General features: G+C 36.8%; 20 protein-coding genes. 15 read left to right on the forward strand and 5 right to left on the reverse strand.

Features of this window, described 5'->3' with window-relative positions; genetic code table 11:
• Nucleotides 1–532: 532 nt before the first annotated feature.
• The 6 genes from ACFSAH_RS09270 to ACFSAH_RS09295 all read left to right on the forward strand — a co-directional run bounded on the left by ACFSAH_RS09270 (nucleotide 533) and on the right by ACFSAH_RS09295 (nucleotide 5,318).
• Nucleotides 533–925, forward strand: a complete 393-nt coding sequence (locus ACFSAH_RS09270; protein ID WP_379662446.1) for a hypothetical protein — start codon at nucleotides 533–535, stop codon at nucleotides 923–925.
• Nucleotides 922–1,197, forward strand: coding sequence for a hypothetical protein (locus ACFSAH_RS09275; protein ID WP_379662447.1), 276 nt, complete (start codon nucleotides 922–924; stop codon nucleotides 1,195–1,197). Before ACFSAH_RS09270 ends, ACFSAH_RS09275 begins: the two co-directional genes overlap by 4 nt.
• Nucleotides 1,198–1,470: 273 nt before the next feature.
• A complete protein-coding gene (locus ACFSAH_RS09280) occupies nucleotides 1,471–1,974 on the forward strand; it encodes an ankyrin repeat domain-containing protein (protein WP_379662448.1) in 504 nt (167 codons plus the stop codon).
• A 127-nt stretch (nucleotides 1,975–2,101) separates the two neighbouring features.
• On the forward strand, nucleotides 2,102–2,761 hold the full coding sequence (locus ACFSAH_RS09285) for a dihydrofolate reductase family protein (RefSeq protein WP_379662449.1): 660 nt from the start codon (nucleotides 2,102–2,104) through the stop codon (nucleotides 2,759–2,761).
• A 1,168-nt stretch (nucleotides 2,762–3,929) separates the two neighbouring features.
• Nucleotides 3,930–4,745 carry an AraC family transcriptional regulator gene (locus ACFSAH_RS09290; protein WP_379662450.1) on the forward strand — a complete coding sequence of 272 codons (816 nt, stop codon included), beginning with the start codon at nucleotides 3,930–3,932 and terminating at the stop codon, nucleotides 4,743–4,745.
• Nucleotides 4,746–4,820: 75 nt separating this feature from the next.
• Nucleotides 4,821–5,318, forward strand: a complete 498-nt coding sequence (locus ACFSAH_RS09295) for a VOC family protein (protein WP_379662451.1) — start codon at nucleotides 4,821–4,823, stop codon at nucleotides 5,316–5,318.
• Between the two features lie 116 nt (nucleotides 5,319–5,434).
• Here ACFSAH_RS09295 and ACFSAH_RS09300 read toward each other — a convergent pair whose 3' ends face one another.
• Nucleotides 5,435–6,682, reverse strand: a complete 1,248-nt coding sequence (locus ACFSAH_RS09300) for a transposase (protein WP_379662452.1) — start codon at nucleotides 6,680–6,682, stop codon at nucleotides 5,435–5,437.
• Between the two features lie 412 nt (nucleotides 6,683–7,094).
• On the opposite strand from ACFSAH_RS09300, the gene ACFSAH_RS09305 reads away from it, so the two are divergent.
• The 6 genes from ACFSAH_RS09305 (at nucleotide 7,095) to ACFSAH_RS09330 (ending at nucleotide 10,459) form a co-directional block, all read left to right on the forward strand.
• Nucleotides 7,095–7,454, forward strand: a complete 360-nt coding sequence (locus ACFSAH_RS09305; RefSeq protein WP_379662453.1) for a hypothetical protein — start codon at nucleotides 7,095–7,097, stop codon at nucleotides 7,452–7,454.
• 179 nt (nucleotides 7,455–7,633) lie between these two features.
• Nucleotides 7,634–8,119: a GNAT family N-acetyltransferase gene (locus tag ACFSAH_RS09310; protein ID WP_379662454.1), complete on the forward strand. Its 486-nt coding sequence runs from the start codon at nucleotides 7,634–7,636 to the stop codon at nucleotides 8,117–8,119.
• 231 nt (nucleotides 8,120–8,350) lie between these two features.
• The gene (locus tag ACFSAH_RS09315) at nucleotides 8,351–8,935 is read left to right on the forward strand and encodes a DUF417 family protein (protein ID WP_379662455.1); all 585 of its coding nucleotides are present in this window, start codon (nucleotides 8,351–8,353) and stop codon (nucleotides 8,933–8,935) included.
• Between the two features lie 253 nt (nucleotides 8,936–9,188).
• The gene (locus ACFSAH_RS09320; protein WP_379662456.1) at nucleotides 9,189–9,422 is read left to right on the forward strand and encodes a thioredoxin domain-containing protein; all 234 of its coding nucleotides are present in this window, start codon (nucleotides 9,189–9,191) and stop codon (nucleotides 9,420–9,422) included.
• 142 nt (nucleotides 9,423–9,564) lie between these two features.
• Nucleotides 9,565–9,828, forward strand: a complete 264-nt coding sequence (locus tag ACFSAH_RS09325) for a DUF2024 family protein (RefSeq protein WP_379662457.1) — start codon at nucleotides 9,565–9,567, stop codon at nucleotides 9,826–9,828.
• A 22-nt stretch (nucleotides 9,829–9,850) separates the two neighbouring features.
• Entirely contained in the window at nucleotides 9,851–10,459 is a 609-nt protein-coding gene (locus ACFSAH_RS09330; RefSeq protein ID WP_379662458.1) for a MarR family winged helix-turn-helix transcriptional regulator, read from the forward strand.
• A 151-nt stretch (nucleotides 10,460–10,610) separates the two neighbouring features.
• Here the strand turns inward: ACFSAH_RS09330 and ACFSAH_RS09335 are convergent, their stop codons facing one another.
• On the reverse strand, nucleotides 10,611–11,285 hold the full coding sequence (locus tag ACFSAH_RS09335; RefSeq protein ID WP_379662459.1) for a DUF2461 domain-containing protein: 675 nt from the start codon (nucleotides 11,283–11,285) through the stop codon (nucleotides 10,611–10,613).
• A 308-nt stretch (nucleotides 11,286–11,593) separates the two neighbouring features.
• Here ACFSAH_RS09335 and ACFSAH_RS09340 point away from each other — a divergent pair, with 308 nt between their 5' ends.
• The gene (locus tag ACFSAH_RS09340) at nucleotides 11,594–11,983 is read left to right on the forward strand and encodes a hypothetical protein (RefSeq protein ID WP_379662460.1); all 390 of its coding nucleotides are present in this window, start codon (nucleotides 11,594–11,596) and stop codon (nucleotides 11,981–11,983) included.
• Nucleotides 11,984–12,082: 99 nt separating this feature from the next.
• Entirely contained in the window at nucleotides 12,083–12,826 is a 744-nt protein-coding gene (locus tag ACFSAH_RS09345; protein WP_379662461.1) for an LOG family protein, read from the forward strand.
• A gap of 245 nt (nucleotides 12,827–13,071) precedes the next feature.
• Here the strand turns inward: ACFSAH_RS09345 and ACFSAH_RS09350 are convergent, their stop codons facing one another.
• Both ACFSAH_RS09350 and ACFSAH_RS09355 read right to left on the reverse strand, forming a co-directional pair.
• Complete coding sequence (locus ACFSAH_RS09350) at nucleotides 13,072–14,268, reverse strand: DUF1501 domain-containing protein (protein WP_379662462.1); 1,197 nt, start codon at nucleotides 14,266–14,268, stop codon at nucleotides 13,072–13,074.
• A gap of 15 nt (nucleotides 14,269–14,283) precedes the next feature.
• Nucleotides 14,284–15,672, reverse strand: coding sequence for a DUF1800 domain-containing protein (locus ACFSAH_RS09355; protein ID WP_379662463.1), 1,389 nt, complete (start codon nucleotides 15,670–15,672; stop codon nucleotides 14,284–14,286).
• 100 nt (nucleotides 15,673–15,772) lie between these two features.
• Here ACFSAH_RS09355 and aat point away from each other — a divergent pair, with 100 nt between their 5' ends.
• Nucleotides 15,773–16,417, forward strand: coding sequence for a leucyl/phenylalanyl-tRNA--protein transferase (gene aat / locus ACFSAH_RS09360; RefSeq protein ID WP_379662464.1), 645 nt, complete (start codon nucleotides 15,773–15,775; stop codon nucleotides 16,415–16,417).
• A gap of 57 nt (nucleotides 16,418–16,474) precedes the next feature.
• Here the strand turns inward: aat and ACFSAH_RS09365 are convergent, their stop codons facing one another.
• Complete coding sequence (locus ACFSAH_RS09365) at nucleotides 16,475–20,629, reverse strand: BspA family leucine-rich repeat surface protein (RefSeq protein ID WP_379662465.1); 4,155 nt, start codon at nucleotides 20,627–20,629, stop codon at nucleotides 16,475–16,477.
• Between the last annotated feature and the right edge of the window lie 69 nt (nucleotides 20,630–20,698).

The following is a 20,698-nucleotide window of genomic DNA, read 5'->3' on the forward strand; positions in this document are numbered from 1 at the left end:
GCTGACTTCTCTTTATGGCTAAACTCGTAACCTAAGAGATATCCCTCGGTAAGGTAAATACCCTTCAATCTACACCTGCTGAATCTACATGTTTGAGCTTGGGGTTATCGTAGGACTTCGATGTGCTGTGCCATCTCATCCACTCAAACATGCCTCTTATCCAGTTTTTGTTCGTCAGGGCAGATCTTTGCAGTCTCGCTTACTTCAGTGCTTCGCTCACGCAAATCCACCTTGCGGCTTGCTAATTCTTCCAGGCGTGACCCCAGCGAATAAGGGACTTGCACCCTCTGGGCTGTTCTTCAACTTATTGAAAAACTTTTATTTATATTTACCATTCAAGGCGCACACACAGGCTTCAAGCTATAGCGGCTGAACTACTGTTTGCAATGCAGGTGCTTTCTACATATTTTAGTGCTAAGGCAGGTGACGTGGAAGTAATCCGCTACAGCTCAAAGCCCTAAACGTTATGTGATATTTTACGACAACAATTCGTCAAAAAAAGAAAGAATTAAAACTTAACAAACAATTGATAATGATTGACAAGAATATTCTTGCTACAAAAGTTATAGAATCAGGAGGAAAACTTTCTGTTAAAAGTGCTTTGAATCCGATTCTTTGGCTATGTGCTATTATTTCGATTCCAAGCTTAGTAATTGCAGTTTGGGGATTTAATGAACCTCCAACCTGGCTAATTGGATTAATTATTGGTCCTGTATTCATTGCTTTACTAGGTTTTTTATTTCTTCTATTTTTCGATAGAGATAAATTGCAATCTGAAGAATATCAGCTAAAAAAGCGTTCGTTGGAATTAATTCAGGAAAAGGGACAATCAGAACCCAATTTGATTGACACTCAATTTGATGATTTAGATTTAACAGAAAACAACGAATTTATACAAATAAAAGAAAACAAAAACAAGCAATGAGAAAGGCATATTTATTTGTTTATTCAAATGACTTAGGTACTAGAGAAAACGTAAAAAATGCTGTTGACTCTATTGAAGATATATTGTTATGGAGATATGATTTACCTAATACATTCTATATAATTTCTGAAAGTTCTGCAAATGAAATTTCGAAGCAAATACGGGAAAAATTAGGAGACAAAAGGTTTATTATTACTGAAATATCAACAAATAAGCAAGGATGGTTACCCAGAAAAAGTTGGGATTTAATTAATAATAAAAATAGAGAATAAAAAACATCACATAATAAGCGTTTGGCTCAATGGCCCCCATTTGGCGCAAGAATGAAGAAAGGATTAAAGCGGGCAAATGCTTCTTGTGCCATTTGAAACAATATCAACAGATGAGCAGGAATAGAGGCAATTAAAATAGATCCAATAGTATGTTAGGAGAAAGAACAAAGGCATAAGTAGCCATAGCACAGGCTTCATACTTGCACCAAACAAGGGAGATATATTCAAATAAATGGAAAAAATAACCGTACATAACAGCAAATTTGCACAAAAATGGCAAAACCAGGCAGGCCAAATAAATCAAATCCACGAGTTGACAACCTTTCATATGACATTCGAGACGGCAACAACGAAAATGTAAAAAAACTTTTATCTGAAGTTGGTATTGACGCATTGGATGGTTATCAAAGGACATCGTTAATTTGGACAGCATTTTATAATAATATGGTACTTTTAAAGTGGCTTATAGACAACGGTGCAAACATAAATCACCAAGACAGGAACGGGTTTTCGGCACTACATTTTGCAGTGAAAGAACAACGTTTTGACGCAATAGAAATATTGATAAAAAATAAAGCAGATCTCGAACTAAAGGACAGTAACGGAAACACACCGCTTATGGACGCTATCTTTAATTCAAAAGGTGACTACAAAATTGTTGCATTATTCATTGACTCTGGAGCAAATCCGGACAACGTAAATAATCACGAAATAACACCAAGACTTTTAGCAGAATCAATGGCAGGATTTGACTATAATTTACCGAAAGAAAAATGACAAGACAACTCGTTATCGACATTATTTTCAAGGATAGCTTGAGAAGCTGCAAACTATTACCGGACGGAGTCCTCTGTTTCATAAAAACATTTAAGTCATCCGTTGGAAGACCTTAAACGCGGAAGAAATGACTCAAGTAGAACTTGAAAATATAAAAAGAAAAAACATGAGCAAAATAATCTTTGATAGCGGAATTTCACTTGATGGTTTTTTCGCAGGCGACAATAGAAGTCCTAAAAACCCTATGGGTGGGGTTTCAGGACAAATTCATTCTTGGATGTTAAATCAAAAAGCATTTTGGGATTACTTAGGGTTTGATGGCGGTAAAGAAGACGGCCCTGATGGTAAATACATCAGAGAGACTATTAACAGGACTGGTGCCTTCATTATGGGAAAAAGAATGTTTGAAGAAGGAGAAGTCAGTTGGCCAAATGACCTATACAAAGCAGACGTTTATGTATTAACACACGAAATAAGAGAACCTTGGATTCAAGAAGGCACAACAACTTTTTACTTCATCAATGACGGAATTAAAAGTGCATTAGAGAAAGCAAGACAATCGGCACAAGGAAAAGACATAAGAATACAAGGTGGTGCAAACACAATCCAACAATTTTTGAATGCAGGTCTGGTAGACGAGTTTTTCATTCATATTGCTCCTGTTTTTTTAGGTAGTGGTATCCGTCTGTTTGACGGCATTGACAAAGACAAATATGATTTACAAATTGTCGAAGTCATACCATCAAACCTAACAACCCATTTAAGATATAAACTGACCAAAAAATAAAATAACAAACCACTATATGCTATTTACAACCTGTTGACTGAAATATAGGCTCAACAGTAATACTACTTACTAAATTGATTTCAAGGAACTCTAAACCCTGAGTTCCATCCAGAAACTACCCCGCTCCGATACAATATTTTAAACATTAGGCTTTCCTATTGTCAGAACCAAGGATTATATCAGGATTAGCAGAGTACATCGATTTTGGTTTTATAGAACAAAAGGTTCAGTGAAATCTTTCAATCTTTTAAATCAGTGGTTCAGACAAGTATAAGCAAAGCTTTGTCAATGTATATTTGCCATGCCAGCGGCTTCTTCCTATTACCGATCCGAATTTGCCAAGCACATTGCCAAGACTCCTTTTCTGTAAACTCCCATAACATTTATTTTTAGTTTAACAATGCGGACTCCTTCGGTGGTGTCCATTTAAACCAAACATAGCCCCTACTGCCCTGCAACTAAAATTTTGACCTCTTTTAGGCTGTTTTGGACTACTTTGACCTCTTTAGAGCTAATTAACTTCGGTTAATAATGGAAAATAAATATACAAATGCTGGCACAAGGAACTCATCTGGATAATATGAGATAAGGGCTTGCCTAAGTATTTCTATACTATGGCTATACTATTTGTATACTGTTTCTTTACTAAAACAGAGATAAATGCCTATACAATGGGTATAAAAAGAGTACAGGATAGGTATAGCAGGTGTATAGCAATAGTATTGCAATACTATCCCTCATATAAACAATAGNGTAGGTATACAAACAGTATAGGATAAGTATACAATAGGTAAAGGATGGGTAAACAATAAGTATAGAAAAAACAGGGTATTGATGGTAAAAAACACTCAATTCGCCCTATTTCATAGAAAAGTAAAGGGAGTATACTTGTTGTGATTTATTCTTTAACGTATTTTATCCTGTGAGATAAAACGAAATTTTAATATAATATCCTAAACACCCGCACACCACAACAACAATTATTCTATTTAAGAAGGTACAAAAGTTTGCAAAATACAACAGTACTTTTTGATGATTGATAAAAATTATATATTTAATAAATATGTCTGGGTTTATGAGACATACACAACCTGATGGGGTTATGTATGGGCAAGTATGTGAGACATATAAATAAGTTATGCGTCACTTTAAGAAACATCCAGCGTAAATGAACTACCAAACTTTTGAGCCACATACAGACTTGAAGTCAATCGTAAAGTACTATTGGACTTTGGAAGTTTCTGCCGACTATACACCAAAACGGCAACAAATTATTCCCGATGGTTGTATTGAAATGGCTTTTAACATTGGAGACGATATTAAACGGATTGTTTCAGAAAATGAATTTATCATACATCCTTGTGCAATGGTCTTAGGACAACGAACCAAGTCGTTTGACATTGAGCCAACAGGCTATGTAAACTCTTTTGCTATTTGCTTTTTCCCTTACGGCTTTGCCAACTTTATAGACACGCCAATAAAAAGCCTGACAGACAAAGAAACACCAATCGAATTCCTTTTTGGGAAAAGTACGGCTGACAACTTAGAACAAAAGATGAGACAAGCAACAGACACGAAAGAGAGGATTGAAGTCATTGAAAATTTTCTGCTGAGTAAACTAAATGAACAAAGAACAATCGAAAATATTGTAAAATCTACCATTGAAACACTCATTGAAACGAACGGAAATACTTCCATAAAGGGTATGTTGAATAACGATTTAGCAAAAAGAAGACAACTTGAGCGAACCTTTTCTAAACAAATTGGTCTTAGCCCAAAGCAGTTGGGAAAGGTAATCCGATTGCAAGCTGCGTTGAATTTGCTTTTAAACCAAGAAGAAGATAATTTAACGCATATTGCTTACGAAAGCGGTTATTATGACCAAGCCCATTTTATAAGGGACTTCAAGGAATTTATCGGAACAAACCCAAACGTCTTTTTGAAAAACGAAAAAATGGCTCTTTCAACTTTATTTTATAGCTGATTTCTGTTGTCGCATTTGTACAATTTTTCGGAGTTGATTAAAATTATTTTTGCCTGAAACTTAATCCTATGAAGAATGGCAATGAACAATATTCTAATATCAACACTGTTTTGGGGATTTTCCTTTACCTCTTGCATAAATCCCAACAAACAAACTCAAGAAACCTCTACAAAAGACACAATCACAAATTCAAAATCAGTCAATATGAACAGTTACATTTCAATGTTTGAAATCCCGGCAGCGGATATTACGAGAGCAATAAATTTTTATCAAACCCTATTAGACATTAAAATTGAAAAAATGGATATAGAGGAAATGAAAATGGGAATTTTGCCCTACGAGGGGCAAATGGTAACGGGAGTTATCATTCAAGCAGACGGATACAAACCTTCTGCCAATGGTGTTACAATATATTTGAACGCAGGAGACAACCTACAAACGACACTTGACAAAGTAGAGAACAATGGCGGAAAAATTCTTGTTCAAAAAACCGCCCATGCAGACGAGAGTGGTTTTTTCGCCATATTTCTTGATACCGAAGGAAACAAAATGGCTCTCAACTCACCAAACTAAAGAAGAAACATAGAAGAGCGAACGCATAACAAGGGTAACTGTTGCACAACTCCTATTTTTTTTAAAAAACACAAAATATAGCCCTCGTTTAAGCCTTTTTAAGCGAGGTTTCTTTTTTAGAAGTGCATCTTATCATAAAGTGGCTTATGGATGCTATCATCCAGCTTCTTGAAACGGCAGACCTTGCCACAACATTCTTCTCGCAATGGGCAATGCCTACAATCCTTTTCACTACTACGATAAATATGCTTGGAATAGCCCTTACTATCGGTTTTAGTCCCTTTAAACAGAAGGATTGCTCGATTCCCGCCCTCTTTATGACATTCATATTGATTAAGAACAGTATTATAACTAAAACCTGGTCTTTCGGGTTTATACTGATCAAAATTAGGGATCCAGGCATCTATGTTTTTGTCTTCCAGATATTGTAAAGCCTCATCGCTACTGTAACCTGCATCGGCAATAACTTCGTACAAAGCCATTTCATGATCTTGAAAATTACTAATTGTTTGGTCTAATATCTCATGTAGGATAGCGCTGTCCTTACTACCCGCTGTGCTCGCACAAGCTCCGGTGATGACATGATGGGAATCGTCTACAGATAATTGACCTGCATAGTTCAACTGACGGGGTTTTCCGGACTTGGTAGAAATTTTAGAATCGGGATCCGTGGGTGAATAATGCGTGTGGTTGCTCAGGTATTTGGGACGGATTTCCTCTCCCTCCTCATCTTTGCGCTGGCTTTTAGTATTGCCGGGCATATCTTTATAGACTTCCTGTTTCCATTCATGGTGACGCTCTACTAACTTTTTCCTTTCGCTCGTTACTTTATATTCGCTGTTTTCCTCCAGTTCGTCCACAAAGGCAGAGGCGTCTTCCAAAACCTCTTTTTCCAACAGGCTGTCCATGCTCGCATTGGCTTTGATAAAAGCTGAATCTACCGCCTGACGCTTACCACGAACCATTCCCTTTTCGAGACAAAGAGATAGAACTTTGCGGAAAAGACTCAAGAAAACAACTTCGCCATATAGTTTCCTCGTTCTGGAAATCGTAGAATGCCAAGGCAACTCCTCATTCAGATCATAACCTAAGAACAAGCGGACATCCAAACAATTGTTGCAATAACGTAGCAAGGCCCTATCGCTGTTGATATTGTTCAGGTAACCTACCAATAAAATCTTGAAAAACACGATAGGATCTATACTTTCCTGACCTTCTTTACCGTAATAGGTGGTTGTGGCTTTATAGAGAAAATTCAAGTTCAATTGATCGTTTATCTGTCGATAAAAATTATCCAATGGAACCAAACGATCTAAGCTTAATTCATAAAAAAGTTGGGGAGAAAAAACTTTGCAACCTTGCATACAGAAAGATACACTTTTTATGCTATTTTAGAGTTGTGCAACAGCCACAGGGGTTTTGCAAAAGAGCGGGCCGACAGTTATGTCCTCAACATTTTTTCATTAATTTAGCTGTGTGCAGAGGCTCAACTGAAGTGCATAAATTTCCCGCCACTTCGCAAAACCCCGAACCGTCACCTATAATTTAACGAACTCCGGATGAAACCATTACTGTTTTTTATTATTCTGCTTGTTACATCGACAAAAGTAAAGAGTCAAGCAACCAGGGACTTTACTTGCAATTCAATTCAAGAAAAAAACTTTATTTGACAGTGTAGTCAATTTAACGCCAGAATACAATCCCAAAGGATTTTTTTTGGTTAATAATGGTGTTTACGACTTTGTTATTGACGGCAAAAAATATTTCCAATCCATTTTGCTAAAGATAGAAAAAGACAAGTTTTACATTTCAAGGAATTGGGAGTCTGGAAAAGAAGAAGAAAAAATCATTGATACGCTAAGGTTTTCTGTCGACCAAAAAATACAAGTTAGGTTGGTTTCTATTAACAACGGTGTTGGCGGGATTCCGTTTCGGACTAAAACTGAAGATTATATTGTTTCAACCGTTTTAGCTGACCAATACTGCAAGTTGAAACACGTTAAGATTAACAGTAAAGAAAGTATTTATTTGGGACACTTTTATTTTACAGCTTATGGACTTAAGGAAATTAAGATGGTAAAAGGAAAACCTTACTTTGTTGAACCTAGAGGAGAATATCTAATGCGTAGAAATTAGATAAGAAAACTATAAAAGCCATAAAACCGACCTATGAGAGAATTTAGTCAAGAAGAAATTGTAAAATACTTCATTATAGCATATTACTTGTTTCTCTTGTCAGGTCGTGAAATAATGGATATAGAAACTCCTCATACCACTAACAGAAAATGTAAATCCTCAACTCTCCGGTAAATAGAATGACTAAAATAAATTTTCAGGTATTACTACCGAACGACCAGACGAACTTCGAACTTATTGCCGACTGGTATTTAAGCGAATGGCAAATTCCTAGGGACAAAACAATTCAACGACTGCAAACCATTACAGCAGATCCTTCGCAATTCCAAATTTTACTAACCCTTAACGGCTCTCCTGTTTCTACAGGTGGACTTTACGATTACGTTGGATTGCTTGACAAAGAACCGAGACTTAAAATCCACAAACATTGGTTAGCTCTTGTTTATACTATCCCAGACAAAAGACATCAAGGCTATGGGGCATTAATTTGTAAGCATATCCAGGATATATCAAAAAAATCAGGGATTGAAACAATCTATTTATTCACCGACACAGCAGAACAACTATACAAACGGCTTGGCTGGTCTGAAATGGAACGGATAAATATAGGCGAACGAAATGTGGTAATCATGAAAAAAGTCTTACTAAATGACAACAGAGAATAAAACACGATATCGGCTTTAAAGCAATTAAACATATCCATTTGCAAGGAAGACTTTATGTATATTAGCAAAGCTGAATATTTCCATTCTGGCAAGTTTGAGAACCAGAGATAAGGCTAAAGCCAGACTTGTGCTGTATTATTATACTAGCCCAAAGATTCCCCCGCCCTACCCTTTTTCAAATGACTTGAACCGGCAGAGCAATTCAACAAACCAAAACGAAATAACAAAAAAATGAAAACATTAGTACAAGTTTTAGCCAGTAGCCAATCCTTATTTTTTAATATAGCCAGAATATCCATTTTGATAGTAATGGTATGGATAGGCGGACTCAAAGCTTTTCAATATGAAGCAGATGGAATTGTTCCATTTGTAGCCAATAGTCCCTTAATGTCTTTTTTCTATGGAAAAGAAACACCTGAATATAAAGAATATAAAAATCCAGAAGGAAAAACTATTCAGAAAAACATTGATTGGCATCAACAAAACAGAACTTACACTTTTGCCTATGGTCTGGGGGTTGTAATCGTAATCATAGGGGTATTAACATTTTTAGGAATTTGGTTTCCTAAAACAGGATTATTAGGAGGGCTACTTACTTTTGTAATGTCATTAGTAACATTATCATTTTTAATAACCACTCCCGAAGTGTATGTTCCAAACCTGGGAGGAGATTTTCCTACGCCACAATATGGTTTTCCGTATTTATCAGGAGCAGGAAGATTAGTTCTGAAAGATGTTATAATGATGGCCACCGGATTAATCTGTGCTTCTGATTGTGCCAAAAGAATACTAAGAGCAAGTATGCATGAAAACTAGCAAAATAAGCGCTTTATAACGGTCCTGAAAGTTTTGTAGAAGTCATCACTTAATTGTATCATACAAGCTCAGGCATTCCTTTCTCAAAAAATCTGAGCCTGTAGAGTTATATTCTCTACCCGAAAATTCATTTTAAACAAGCAACTAAACCAAGATCTGTTTAAGTTTTTTTATTCATTTTTCATTTTGTTAGGATAACTAACTATATTTGATATAGCAATAATGCTAAATAACGATTAAACATTTTAAGCAAATGACAAAATCAGTTTTTTATCACGCAGGTTGCCCTGTTTGCGTAAGCGCAGAACAAGACATTATTAACCTTATTGGTGCAGACAATGTGGAAGTGGTTCATGTTGGTAAAACACGGGACAGAATTGAAGAAGCGGAAAAAGCAGGTGTACAATCTGTTCCCGCATTGGTTACACCAAATGGTAATGTACTACACATCAACTTTGGGGCATCTATGGCGGATGTAAAGGGTTAAAAATTTGCCCCATATTGTTAGGAATACTAACTTTATGGGACAATTTTCACCATTAAAATGATTAAAAGGTATTAGTTAATTTTTGTTTTGCGATGTTGTTGATTAACACAATACGCATATAAACCAATAAAATTACAAGGAAATGCAAGTAGCAGTTTGGGACACGTATGTAACAAAAAAAGACGGAACAATAATGCATTTTGACATTATTGCACCAACAGAAATAAGAGACGCTGCTGTAATTTATAATTACGGAAAGGAGTATCTTAAAACAAAAGGATTGGAAAACACCTCTCTGACATCAAAAGAGTGTCTGTTTTGTCACATTGAAACAGCAAAACCGCAGTGGGAAAAGGACATCAGGCAAAAAGGATATTTCATCTATGAAATGGAAAACTGTGAATGATGTTATCTAAAATTCAAACAATATGAAATCAGATTTTGACTTAGCGCATCAAAACCAAAGTACCGAAAGTAAAATAGTTGCGTCACTTGAACGGATAGCACAGGCCTTCCGTGTATTACTTTGGCAGGAAAGTAAGGAGTATTTGCTTACTCCAATTCAAGTTCAGGTATTGATTTTTTTACTTCACCATAGCGAAGTAAAAAGAAAAGTGAGCTATTTGGCTGATGAATTTAATATGACTAAAGCCACAATTAGCGACACCATTAAAACATTGGAACAAAAAAAGCTGATAAGCAAAGAATACGAACAACATGATACACGGAGTTATGTTATTAATCTAACAAAAAAGGGAAAAGACATCGCTCATAAAACATCGTTTTTTACTCAAGAAATACGAACGCCTATTGACAAATTACATCAAGACGATAAAGAAAGTTTGCTCTTGAGTTTACTTAATATTATACGGCATCTAAATAAGTCAGAAGTAATCACTATTCAAAGAATGTGTATGTCTTGTGCTTACTATCAAACATCAGACAAAACACAAAAACATTTCTGCAAATTACTGAATCAAGACTTACATGTTACAGATTTGCGAATTGACTGTCCTGAACACGAGTTGAAAACATAAATAAATTTCACATAATTGTACGCTCACTAAAGAACAGATAAATAGCAATCAACCTACACCTGTTGTTGTTATTTACCTTCATAATGGAAAGTTTCTTCCGGTCGACATAACGAAAAAGCCCTACAATATCAGTATAAAGAAATCGTAAGTATTACTCGTACAGACTTACACCATTTACATCTGTGGTTAATACAGCAGACATATAGTCAAAAAAAGGCCGCATAGCCAAAAAAGTACCTACCACTTCTTCTAAAAAGTTAGCTTGCAAAGCTTCTTTATTGGTAAAGGTGCGCATAACCAAAAATTGTTTCTTACGCAGTAAATCAATTGCCGGATGCTCTTTATCAAAGCCTTTTGGTGCGGTTTGCAACTCTTCTCCTTTTAATTCACCAAAGTATTGTTTAAACCTCTCGTGATTAACTATTCCTCTCAGTTCGCTGTCGTCCATCTCTATTTCTTTTCTGATACGCAACAAATCTTCTTTATTGGGTGCCCAGAAACCGCCGCCCACAAAACATTGTCCAGGCTCTATACTAAGGTAATATCCGCCTCTTAACAAAGGCTTTTGTCTACCTAAATGCAGTCCAAAGTAATTTTTATAGGGCGTTTTGTCTTTTGAAAACCGCACATCCCGGTATATTCTATGTACGTGAAACTTGTCTACATTATCATATTGCTGCATCGTATCATATATTTCTTTGAAGAAGGTTTTAATCTCCGCAAAAGTCTGATCGAAACGGGTTTTATTCTCTGTAAACCAAGGTTTATTATTGTTTTGACTGAGGTCTGTTAAAAAATCAAGATGTTTTTTACTTATTGTTTCCATACTTTTTTCTTTATCGGGCTTTTCTTTATTACTTTTTAGGAACAGTACTATCTGCTGTTGCACTATCTGTACAAAGGCTCATTACAAAAATAATAATAACTGCTTTTCAAATATGTTTCTGCTTATATGCACCCCAAAAGCCCTGATTGCAATATCTGCATAATCTGTGATTTCACGAGCAAATTATAATAATTTATAACGTGAGCAGGGTTATTTTCGCTATTTTATGACTCTTTTTTTCTTAGATATAATTTGATAGAAGAATATTTTAAATAATCTATCTTCGTATTTAGATTACGGAATATTCCATGAAGTTATTATTAAGGTTCTTCGGACTGCTGGACCTGGTTTCTTTCTTTTTGTTATACAACCAGGCTTCTGCACAAATTCTTTCTTTTACCACCAATACGGCCATTACTCCGGTAGAGTTTTTCTCCCGACTTTTGTTTGTCTGTGGCTGGCTTTCTATCATGGCATCTTCAATTTTGCTATTTATACCCAGAAAAGCTGGAATTATTGTTTATTATTGCCAAATACCGGTGAGGTTTATATATTTTATGTTTTCCTTTGGTTTTTTATCTTCATTAACCTACGTAACGGGTTGGGATCCATTGGTAAAGCTGTTATTTCCTGTTATTGTTTTTGGCGAGTTTCTAAGGATTTACTTTTCGTACAGAGCTTATTCTACAACAAATTAACAGGCAGGTTTTGATAAGGTTTCATGTGAAACACTTTGTTTTAATAATACATTAAAATCTCAGAAAGAGATTTTTGAGGTTATATTTTAGACACGATATATGAGTAATATCTTTTTTAAGGAAGAGCGAAGTTTTTTAGAGGGGCCCAGAGCCCGATGGAAAGAGCTTAAATATGTGGGCGGTGTAATGATGCAGTTTTTAAAGGGGTTTAGATCTATGCACTTTATAGGTCCATGTATTACGGTTTTTGGTTCGGCTCGTTTTGGCGAAGACCACCAATATTATATACAGGCCAGGGAAATATCCAAAACTCTGGCACAGAAAGGCTATGCTATTATGACAGGCGGCGGACCGGGTATAATGGAGGCGGCTAACCGTGGTGCAAAAGATGCAGATGGGCTTTCTTTGGGCTGTAATATTGTGCTCCCTCATGAGCAAAAGCACAATCCTTACCTTGACAAGTTTGTTACCCTGGGATATTTCTTTGTAAGGAAAGAGCTTTTAAGAAAATATTCGTTTGCTTTTGTTATCTGTCCGGGCGGCTTTGGTACTTTGGACGAGTTTTTTGAAACGGTTACTTTAATACAAACGGGAAAAATAGAGCGTTTTCCTATTGTGGTTCTGGATAGGGAATTCCACAAAAGTATTGAGGAACATATTGCTTTGATGGCAGAACAAAAAACGATTAGCCCTGAAGACATGAACCTGATATTGTTTACGGATTCTATAGACGAAGCGGTTGAACATATACATTCTTTTGCGAAACAGGACAAGAGCATTAAGCTTCAGCCTTCGCGCAAAACCAGCTGGGTATTGGGCGAGAAGAAACTGAAAAGGGCTTAGTTTTTAGAGAGCAGATCTGCTCTCTAAGCTTATGAATAAATAAGTATGTATTTTATTTTGATAAAAATAACAACTATTTAAGTCAAAGAAGAGGGTGTCCAAAAAGATATAAATCAACATTATTGTCATTTCGGCCTGAGGAGATATTTTTTTTCTTACAGAAATTTCTCTCGTTGGTAGAAATAACAAGAAGATTTTTTAGACAACCTCTTCTTATATAAGGTTTAGATACCAGAACACACTTCTTAAATAAAGCCCAAAGAAGAGAAATTCTTATTCAGCACATTTCCATTATCTACACTCAACCATTTATCTAATACGGTTGCATAAACTTGTCTGAAATCCACATTATATTTAAGGTCTCCATTATCCAGGTTTCGTAAATCGGGAGCCGCGTTAATAATTCCCTGCTGTTTTAAACTACCTCCAAACAGGAAAATATTATTGGCTGTGCCATGGTCTGTACCATCACTTGCATTCTGTTGCACGCGTCGTCCAAATTCAGAAAATGTCATAATCAGGGTATCATCAAAATTCCCTGCACTTTTAAGGTCTTTAATAAAGGCTTGTACAGATTCGCTGTATTGTTTCAGCAGTCGCCCTTGCTGCCCCACCTGGTTAACGTGGGTATCAAAACCACTTAACGACACATAGTAAACCCGGGTTGCCAGTCCCGAATTAATAAAACGGGCGACCGTTTTTAGCTGACCAGCAAAAGCATTATTGGGGTATTCTGATGTATTGTTATAGGTTTTTGATCTTTCCAGAATATACTTTGCTGATGACGATGTTTCTATCATTGTTTTATACAGGTATCCCAGATTATCTTCATCCAGCATTTCTTTGCTGTCGTTAATTACTTCTTTAAAAAAGGGTTCTCTGGTATTTCTGTAAAGTTGTTGCGGATCTTTTACGGCAATGCCTTTTATTTTATTGCCTTTCATGGCTAAAGACAACGTATCGTCTACTTCTATAGCGGCATAGGGGTGACTACACTCCTGACAATTAGAGTCAAGATACCTGCCTATCCAACCTGTTGAAAGGTACTGATCTGAGTCACTAGCGGTTTGCCAGATATCCATAGACCTGAAATGGGATCTGTCTGGATTGGGATAGCCTACGCTGTTGAGTATACCCATTACGCCATCATCATAAAGAGGGCGCAAAGCTTCCATATTGGGGTTAAGACCTTGCACATCGTTCAACTTTATTACCTGGTTAGGCGAAATGGCTATTGTTTTACGGCCTTTATAGTACTCGTCTAAGCCATAAGGGACTACTGTGTTTAAACCATCGTTACCACCTGATAACTGAATAACCACCAAGTTTTTATGTCCGCTTAGTTTTTCAAAGGCCAATGCTTCCAATGGCTTTAAAAATGAGGGGATCAAAAATGCCCCTGTTGCTAAGCTTGTCTGTCTGAAAAAATCTCTCCTTTTCATTTTAGTGGTTTTTGGTTAACAAATCTGGTATTCTGGTGTGCTTAATATTTGAACTACTTTGGTTTTCAGATCATTGGAATCTGAAATATTCTGTAAGATATTATCTTTTATTTCTGCCCGCAACAAAAATGCCGCAAGGTCTTTTTTATTGATATCTGAGGGTATTCCGGCTGTAAACTTATCCCAATCTATTGTTGCTTTTATCCGTTGGGCTACTTTTTTGCTTTCTTTTCTTGCCAGGGCAATCAGCGCTTCATCATCGGGGTCGGTTTTACCTTGTATTTCCAATATTCCGTTGTTAATAATGGTTGATGGCATTTTTAACCGCAGCATTAAGGAAGAGCTGTCTATCAGGTCTTTTCCCTGTGGCCACCCAGACACGTTAGGCGGATAAAACAACGTTTGCCCCAAGGCTTGTTGAAAGCGTAGCAAAACGGCTTTATTTTCATAGTTGATATAGAACTGCCTGTTTAATCCTGCTATAAACTCTATAGGTGTTTTTATCTTATTGCCTTTGTTTACATCGTCATAAAACCAACTGGAGGTAAACATAAACTTAAGTAAAGGTTTTATTTCATAGTTTTTCTTGTAGAAAAGATCAGCCATTTGTTGTATATGGCGTTCATTGGGTGTTTCGTTTACAAAGAAACGGTACATTTTTTTGGAGAGAAAATAAGCGGCTTCTTTACGGGCAAATATCATATCCATAATATCATCGCCATTAAAACTCCCTTCTTTTCCAAAAAACTTTTTCACACCATCGTCATGTACTTTGGGACGAAATTCAAACTCTCCTTCTTTATTATACATCCATCCGGTAAAAGCTCTTGCTGCTGCTTTTACATCGTTTTCGGTATAGTTTCCTACGCCTAAGGTAAAAAGCTCCATCAGTTCCCGGGCAAAGTTTTCATTGGGTTTTCCTTTGCGGTTTTGTTGATTATTCAGAAAAGAAAGCATGGCTCTTGACTGCGAGACTTCAATGGTTAGGGTTTTGAAATTTCCCAACGCATTCTTTCTTTGGATATTGTTAAGCTGCTGGATAGTATATGGTGCATTTTGCTGTCTGCATGCAAAATGTCCATGCAGAAAAAGAGTCATTTTCTCCCGTAAAAACGCTTCGTCTGTTGCCATTTTATTTAAAAAGGCAATATTGAGCTCACGGGTTTGCTCATTGGCCATTCGTTGACGTTCACGTCTTTCTTCGGCAGAAAGGGTTGAATATTGGGGCTGGTCTTTGGGTTTTTCTATAAAGTCTATGGGCTTATATTTGGATGAGTCATGGAATATTTTGTCTACAACTTTGTTCAATGACATTTTTTTTACTTGCTGTAATTCTTTATAATGAATACCAAAACCAGCTCTGGCATACAAATGTTTTACATTTTCAATATCTTTAGTGTTCATAATCCCGGTTTTCTCCTATGACTTATTGGTTTTCAGAAGGTTTAATTTACAAAAATATTTTTTGGTTTGTCTGTTACTAATAACGTTTATTTTTGCATAAATGATATTTGAACTGGATCATAATTTAATTTTTCCGCCTTTACATTTAGCTGAAGAGGATGGATTATTGGCTATTGGCGGCGACCTTTCTACCGCCCGACTGATCCTGGCTTATTCTAATGGGGTTTTCCCTTGGTTTTCTGATGATACTCCTATCCTTTGGTACGCTCCTCGTGAAAGATTTGTTTTGTTTCCGGAAAAACTAAAGGTAAGCAAAAGCATGAGGCAAATTCTCCGCTCCGGAAAATTCTCCATTACTTTTGATAAGGCTTTTACAGAAGTAATCAAAGCATGCGCACTTATAGAAAGGAAAGATCAGGATGGAACCTGGATTACACAGGATATGCAACAGGCTTATACCAAACTATATGAAGCTGGTTTTGCTCACTCTATTGAGGTATGGCAAGGACAAGTATTGGTTGGGGGACTGTATGGCGTGTATATTAATGGGGTGTTTTGCGGAGAATCTATGTTTTCGAAAGTAAGCAATGCTTCTAAAATTGCTTTAATCTGGTTAATTGAAAATCTGGAGATTAAGATGGTAGATTGTCAGATTCATTCTGAGCACCTTGCAAGCATGGGTGCCGAAATGGTAAGCATGGCGACTTATCTGGGTATTCTGAAAAACACAAAATCTTCTTTATAAAATAACCTTACAAAGTCTTGTTTTATAAAACTCTGTAAGGTTGTGAATAGGATTTGTTTATTGTTTTATCAATTTCTGAACGGACTGTTCTTTTCCTGACAAACGAATAAAGTAAATACCTGAAGACAGATTGGTTGTTTCTATACTGATATTCTGCTGATTTACAGTAATAGCGGTTGTACTGATTGTGCGTCCCTGAAGATCTGTTATTGTTCCTTGTGTATAAACACCTGCCGGAAAACTAACTGTTGCCGTTGTACTGGAACTAACCGGATTTGGAGACACTGTTACTGCTGCTGCCTGCATCTCAAAGTTTACGAATTTTACTCCATGGTCTGTAGCTATTCCATTTTTATCGTATTGGGTTAAGCGATAATAGTTAAGCCCGTTAACAGGTTTTTTATCATAAACCAGATAAGTCCCGGGACCTTTTGCTTCTTGTCTCTCTAAATAACTAAAATGGATACCATCAGCGCTTTTTTCTATAATAAAATGACTATTGTTGGTCTCGGTTGCCGTTTGCCAGTTTATCTGGACCAGACCTCCTTCTGTTTTAGCCACATAGGTTAATATGGTTACCGGAAGCGCTCCTCCGTCTGTTATAGTCCATCCTTTACCTCCTTCTGCTACTGGCTTTGTTAATAGGTCCCAATATTGCTGACTGGCTACATCATATTTTAATCCCACAGCCCCCAAAGTTATTCCTGTTGGTGTATTGGGGTTTTCCGCCCATCCTTTTAAAGTAAGGCCATAATTTTCGGCACTTAATCCGGAGTTGTTTAACATATCTGTTAAGTCTACATTATCTGCCAATGTCCAACTACCCAGATTTTGATTAAATGCTTTTGCTCCACTAAACATACGGGACATATTGGTTACCTTACTTACGTCCCAGTTACTGATATCCTGATTAAAGCTTTCTGCTCCTGTAAACATTACGGACATATCTGTTACATAGCTAACGTCCCAATGGCTAATGTCCTGATTAAAAAGTTTTGCTCCGCCAAACATAAAAGAAAGGTCAGTTATCTGGCTTAAATCCGGTGCTTCTGCTGGTAAAGAGGTTAAGTTTTCACAGGCTAAAAATGCCCCTTTCAAATTAGTCCATGTCACACCACCCCAGCTTTCTACCGCTATTAGTCCTGCCGCCTGCCCCGCATGTCCGTAGGTTTGAAAACCGGTAAATGTTCCACTCCCTGCTTTAATATAAAGACGATATATTCCTGTACCTGAAACAAAATCGTTCTGAAGTACCAGACTTTGGGAATTATTATTGACCTGATATGTCCCGGAATTTGTATTTTGTTCTTCCCCTACTTTCTCCCAGTAATACTCATAATTGCTTCCCTGTGTATTAAAAGAGACATAATAATTATCTGGTAATTTATCGGTATCCCAAATGGTAATAAATGCTCCGGTATGGTCTATGGTATTTAAAACACAGCTTGCATCAACCACATCGTCTGTTATTGTCCACCCTTTATTATTCTTTAATAAATCTCGGTAGGCTGTCGCATTACTAGCATACTTTAAGCCATTTACCGGCCAATACACATAGGTGACAGTATTAGGGTTTTCTGACAATGATTTTAACAGTTTACTATAGTTTGTACAGCTTAAACCAGCATATTCAAGCATAGAGTTATAAGATCCTCCTGCTTTAAACGGCCATTTACTTAAATCCTGATTAAAAGTTGTAGCTTCGGAAAACATCTTAGACATATTGGTTACACTTCCTACATTCCATCCAGATATATCCTGATTAAAGGTGCTGGCTTTAGAAAACATCCAGGACATATCTGTCACTTTCCCTGTTTTCCAATTTCCAATATTTTGATTAAAGGAGCTTGCGCCTGAAAACAAAGCACTCATATTGGTTACATTTTTAGTATCCCACCCCCCGATATTTTTATTAAAAGCAGTTGCTCCGCTAAACATACTGGACATATTATCTACCTTACTTACATCCCAACTACTGATATCCTGATTAAATGCGGTGGCTCTTGAGAATAATTGTGTCATATTGGTAATGTGCCCCACTTTCCAACCACCAATATTCTGATTAAAAGCAGCTGCCCCACTAAACATACTGGTTATATTAGTTACTTGGGAAATATCCCATTTGCCTACATTTTGGTTAAAGGCTTTTGCCTCGCTAAACATATAAGACATATTGGTTACACTAGAAATATCCCACTCACTAATATCTTGGTTAAAAGCTTCTGCCCCATTAAACAGACTGGACATGTTAGATACCTGACCTACTTTCCATTTGCTAATATCCCGATTAAATGCTTTGGCATAACCAAACATATTTTGCATGTTGGTAATGTTTTCTGTATTCCATGCTCTTATATCTCCATTAAATGCATTCGCCTGATAAAACATACTTTCGAGACTAGTGCCTCCAATTTTCCAGTTACTGAGATTTCCATTAAAGACTTTCGCACCATAAAATACCCTTGCCATTTGTGTTACCTTATCCAGTTGCCAGTTATTCAAGTCCTGATTAAAAGATTCTGCATCGGTAAACATCCCTGTAATATTGGTGACATTTTTCATGTCCCAGTTATTGATACTGCTATTGAATTTTTTAGCTCCGGAAAACATATACTGCATATCTTTAACCAAGCTCAGATCAGGTGCTATTTGCGGAAGCTTAACCAGGTTCTCGCATCCATAAAAAGTATAGCTCATATTGCTCCAACTTATATTTCCCCAGTCCTCTACTTCTAGCAATGCTTTTGCTGTCCCTGTTACGGGCGCCATATTTGAAAAATACATCCATTTAAAGGGCTTTTTGATATATAAGCGATATTGGCCCGTCCCTGCCGATATCTCGGGAATTTTTAAAGTGTAGCTCCCAGATGAAAGGGTGGTTTCTAAATAGACACCCGAGTTAACGGTAGATTCTTCTCCAACCTTTTCCCAATAATATGCATATTTTGAATCCTGCTCTGTATAAAGAGAGAAACTCTCTCCAGTACCCATTTTATTAGTATCCCAAATGGTAATGAAAGCACCTGTATGGTCTAGCATAAAACAGGAGTTATCTTTTGAGTCACCGTTCAAAATCCAGCCTTTCCCTCCTTGATTTGTTGGTTTCGTTAATATATCACGATATTGCTGTGCATCAACAGCATACTTTAACCCTGTTACTGCTCCCAGATTAACCGTATTTGGAAGGGTCGAATTTTGCGCCCATGCTTTTAGCGTTTTACTGTAATTAGAACAGCTTAATCCGGCTCCATCCAGCATTCCATCATAAGGAGATCCAAAAAATGCTGTTTTCAGCTTCCAGTCTCCCAGATACTGGTTAAAAGAAGTGGCTCCTTTAAACATATAGGTCATATAACCCACACTGGTTAAATCCCAACTACTTAAATCCTGATTAAAAGCGACCGCCTCATTGAACATAGTAAGCATACTGCCCACTTTGCTTACATTCCATTTACTAATATTCTGATTAAAAGCACTGGCTCTGCTAAACATACCAGACATATTGGTTACACTGCTTACGTTCCAATTACTTATGTTTCGATTAAAAGAACTAGCTCCGTTAAACATATCCTGCATAGTATTCACTTTACCTACGTTCCATCCGTCAATATTTCCATTAAAAGCGCTGGCACCATAAAACATATAACTCATGTCCGTAACATTTTTTATATCCCAGCCGACCATATCACAGTTGAAGTTTTTAGCACCATAAAACATATAACTCATACTGGTTACTGCGCTTGTATTGGGTGGAGACGCAGGAAATACAGTTAAGTTTTCACAAGACTGGAACATAGACGCCATACTTGCCCAATTGATATTTCCCCAGCTTTCTACCTTTGTCAATGCTATTGCTGTTTGGTATTTTCCCCCTAAGCCAAATGCATTAAAATACGGGCTCTTAGTTCCGGTTTTTATATACAATCTATAGATTCCGGATTTTGCTTTTACGGCTGTCAAATTAAGGTTCCCCGGAGAAGCGAAAGCGGCATAACTTGTCCCAGAATTTGTACCCGTTGCAACACCTGAAGCATTTATTTTCTCCCAATAATACTGGGCACTCCCTCCTAATAAAGCAGCCCAAAATGTCTGTCCTGCTTCCATTTTATCAGTATCCCATACCGTAATAAATGCCCCCGTATGGTCGGGTGCCGCTTTGCTTATAACGCCTGTAAACAAACATAAGCTGATAAGTAGTAGTTTTAATTTCATGATGTTTTTAATTGTTGAGCGAATTTGTGTTTAGGCCAATTTACGGTGGTAAACCTGCTTAGGTTTTGT

It is taken from the genome of Pseudopedobacter beijingensis, assembly GCF_042678145.1.
In the GTDB taxonomy this organism is placed as follows: Bacteria; Bacteroidota; Bacteroidia; order Sphingobacteriales; family Sphingobacteriaceae; genus Pseudopedobacter; species Pseudopedobacter beijingensis.

Excerpts from the sequence above, each read along its gene's own strand:
- ACFSAH_RS09310 (WP_379662454.1), top strand. The coding sequence starts at position 7,634 with ATGACTAAAATAAATTTTCAGGTATTACTACCGAACGACCAGACGAAC.
- ACFSAH_RS09315 (WP_379662455.1), top strand. The coding sequence starts at position 8,351 with ATGAAAACATTAGTACAAGTTTTAGCCAGTAGCCAATCCTTATTTTTT.
- ACFSAH_RS09325 (WP_379662457.1), top strand. The coding sequence starts at position 9,565 with ATGCAAGTAGCAGTTTGGGACACGTATGTAACAAAAAAAGACGGAACA.
- ACFSAH_RS09300 (WP_379662452.1), bottom strand. The coding sequence starts at position 6,682 with ATGCAAGGTTGCAAAGTTTTTTCTCCCCAACTTTTTTATGAATTAAGC.
- ACFSAH_RS09340 (WP_379662460.1), top strand. The coding sequence starts at position 11,594 with ATGAAGTTATTATTAAGGTTCTTCGGACTGCTGGACCTGGTTTCTTTC.
- ACFSAH_RS09275 (WP_379662447.1), top strand. The coding sequence starts at position 922 with ATGAGAAAGGCATATTTATTTGTTTATTCAAATGACTTAGGTACTAGA.
- ACFSAH_RS09290 (WP_379662450.1), top strand. The coding sequence starts at position 3,930 with ATGAACTACCAAACTTTTGAGCCACATACAGACTTGAAGTCAATCGTA.
- ACFSAH_RS09350 (WP_379662462.1), bottom strand. The coding sequence starts at position 14,268 with ATGAAAAGGAGAGATTTTTTCAGACAGACAAGCTTAGCAACAGGGGCA.
- ACFSAH_RS09335 (WP_379662459.1), bottom strand. The coding sequence starts at position 11,285 with ATGGAAACAATAAGTAAAAAACATCTTGATTTTTTAACAGACCTCAGT.
- ACFSAH_RS09355 (WP_379662463.1), bottom strand. The coding sequence starts at position 15,672 with ATGAACACTAAAGATATTGAAAATGTAAAACATTTGTATGCCAGAGCT.
- ACFSAH_RS09285 (WP_379662449.1), top strand. The coding sequence starts at position 2,102 with ATGACTCAAGTAGAACTTGAAAATATAAAAAGAAAAAACATGAGCAAA.
- ACFSAH_RS09320 (WP_379662456.1), top strand. The coding sequence starts at position 9,189 with ATGACAAAATCAGTTTTTTATCACGCAGGTTGCCCTGTTTGCGTAAGC.
- ACFSAH_RS09365 (WP_379662465.1), bottom strand. The coding sequence starts at position 20,629 with ATGAAATTAAAACTACTACTTATCAGCTTATGTTTGTTTACAGGCGTT.
- ACFSAH_RS09270 (WP_379662446.1), top strand. The coding sequence starts at position 533 with ATGATTGACAAGAATATTCTTGCTACAAAAGTTATAGAATCAGGAGGA.
- ACFSAH_RS09280 (WP_379662448.1), top strand. The coding sequence starts at position 1,471 with ATGGCAAAACCAGGCAGGCCAAATAAATCAAATCCACGAGTTGACAAC.
- ACFSAH_RS09345 (WP_379662461.1), top strand. The coding sequence starts at position 12,083 with ATGAGTAATATCTTTTTTAAGGAAGAGCGAAGTTTTTTAGAGGGGCCC.
- ACFSAH_RS09330 (WP_379662458.1), top strand. The coding sequence starts at position 9,851 with ATGAAATCAGATTTTGACTTAGCGCATCAAAACCAAAGTACCGAAAGT.
- ACFSAH_RS09295 (WP_379662451.1), top strand. The coding sequence starts at position 4,821 with ATGGCAATGAACAATATTCTAATATCAACACTGTTTTGGGGATTTTCC.
- aat (WP_379662464.1), top strand. The coding sequence starts at position 15,773 with ATGATATTTGAACTGGATCATAATTTAATTTTTCCGCCTTTACATTTA.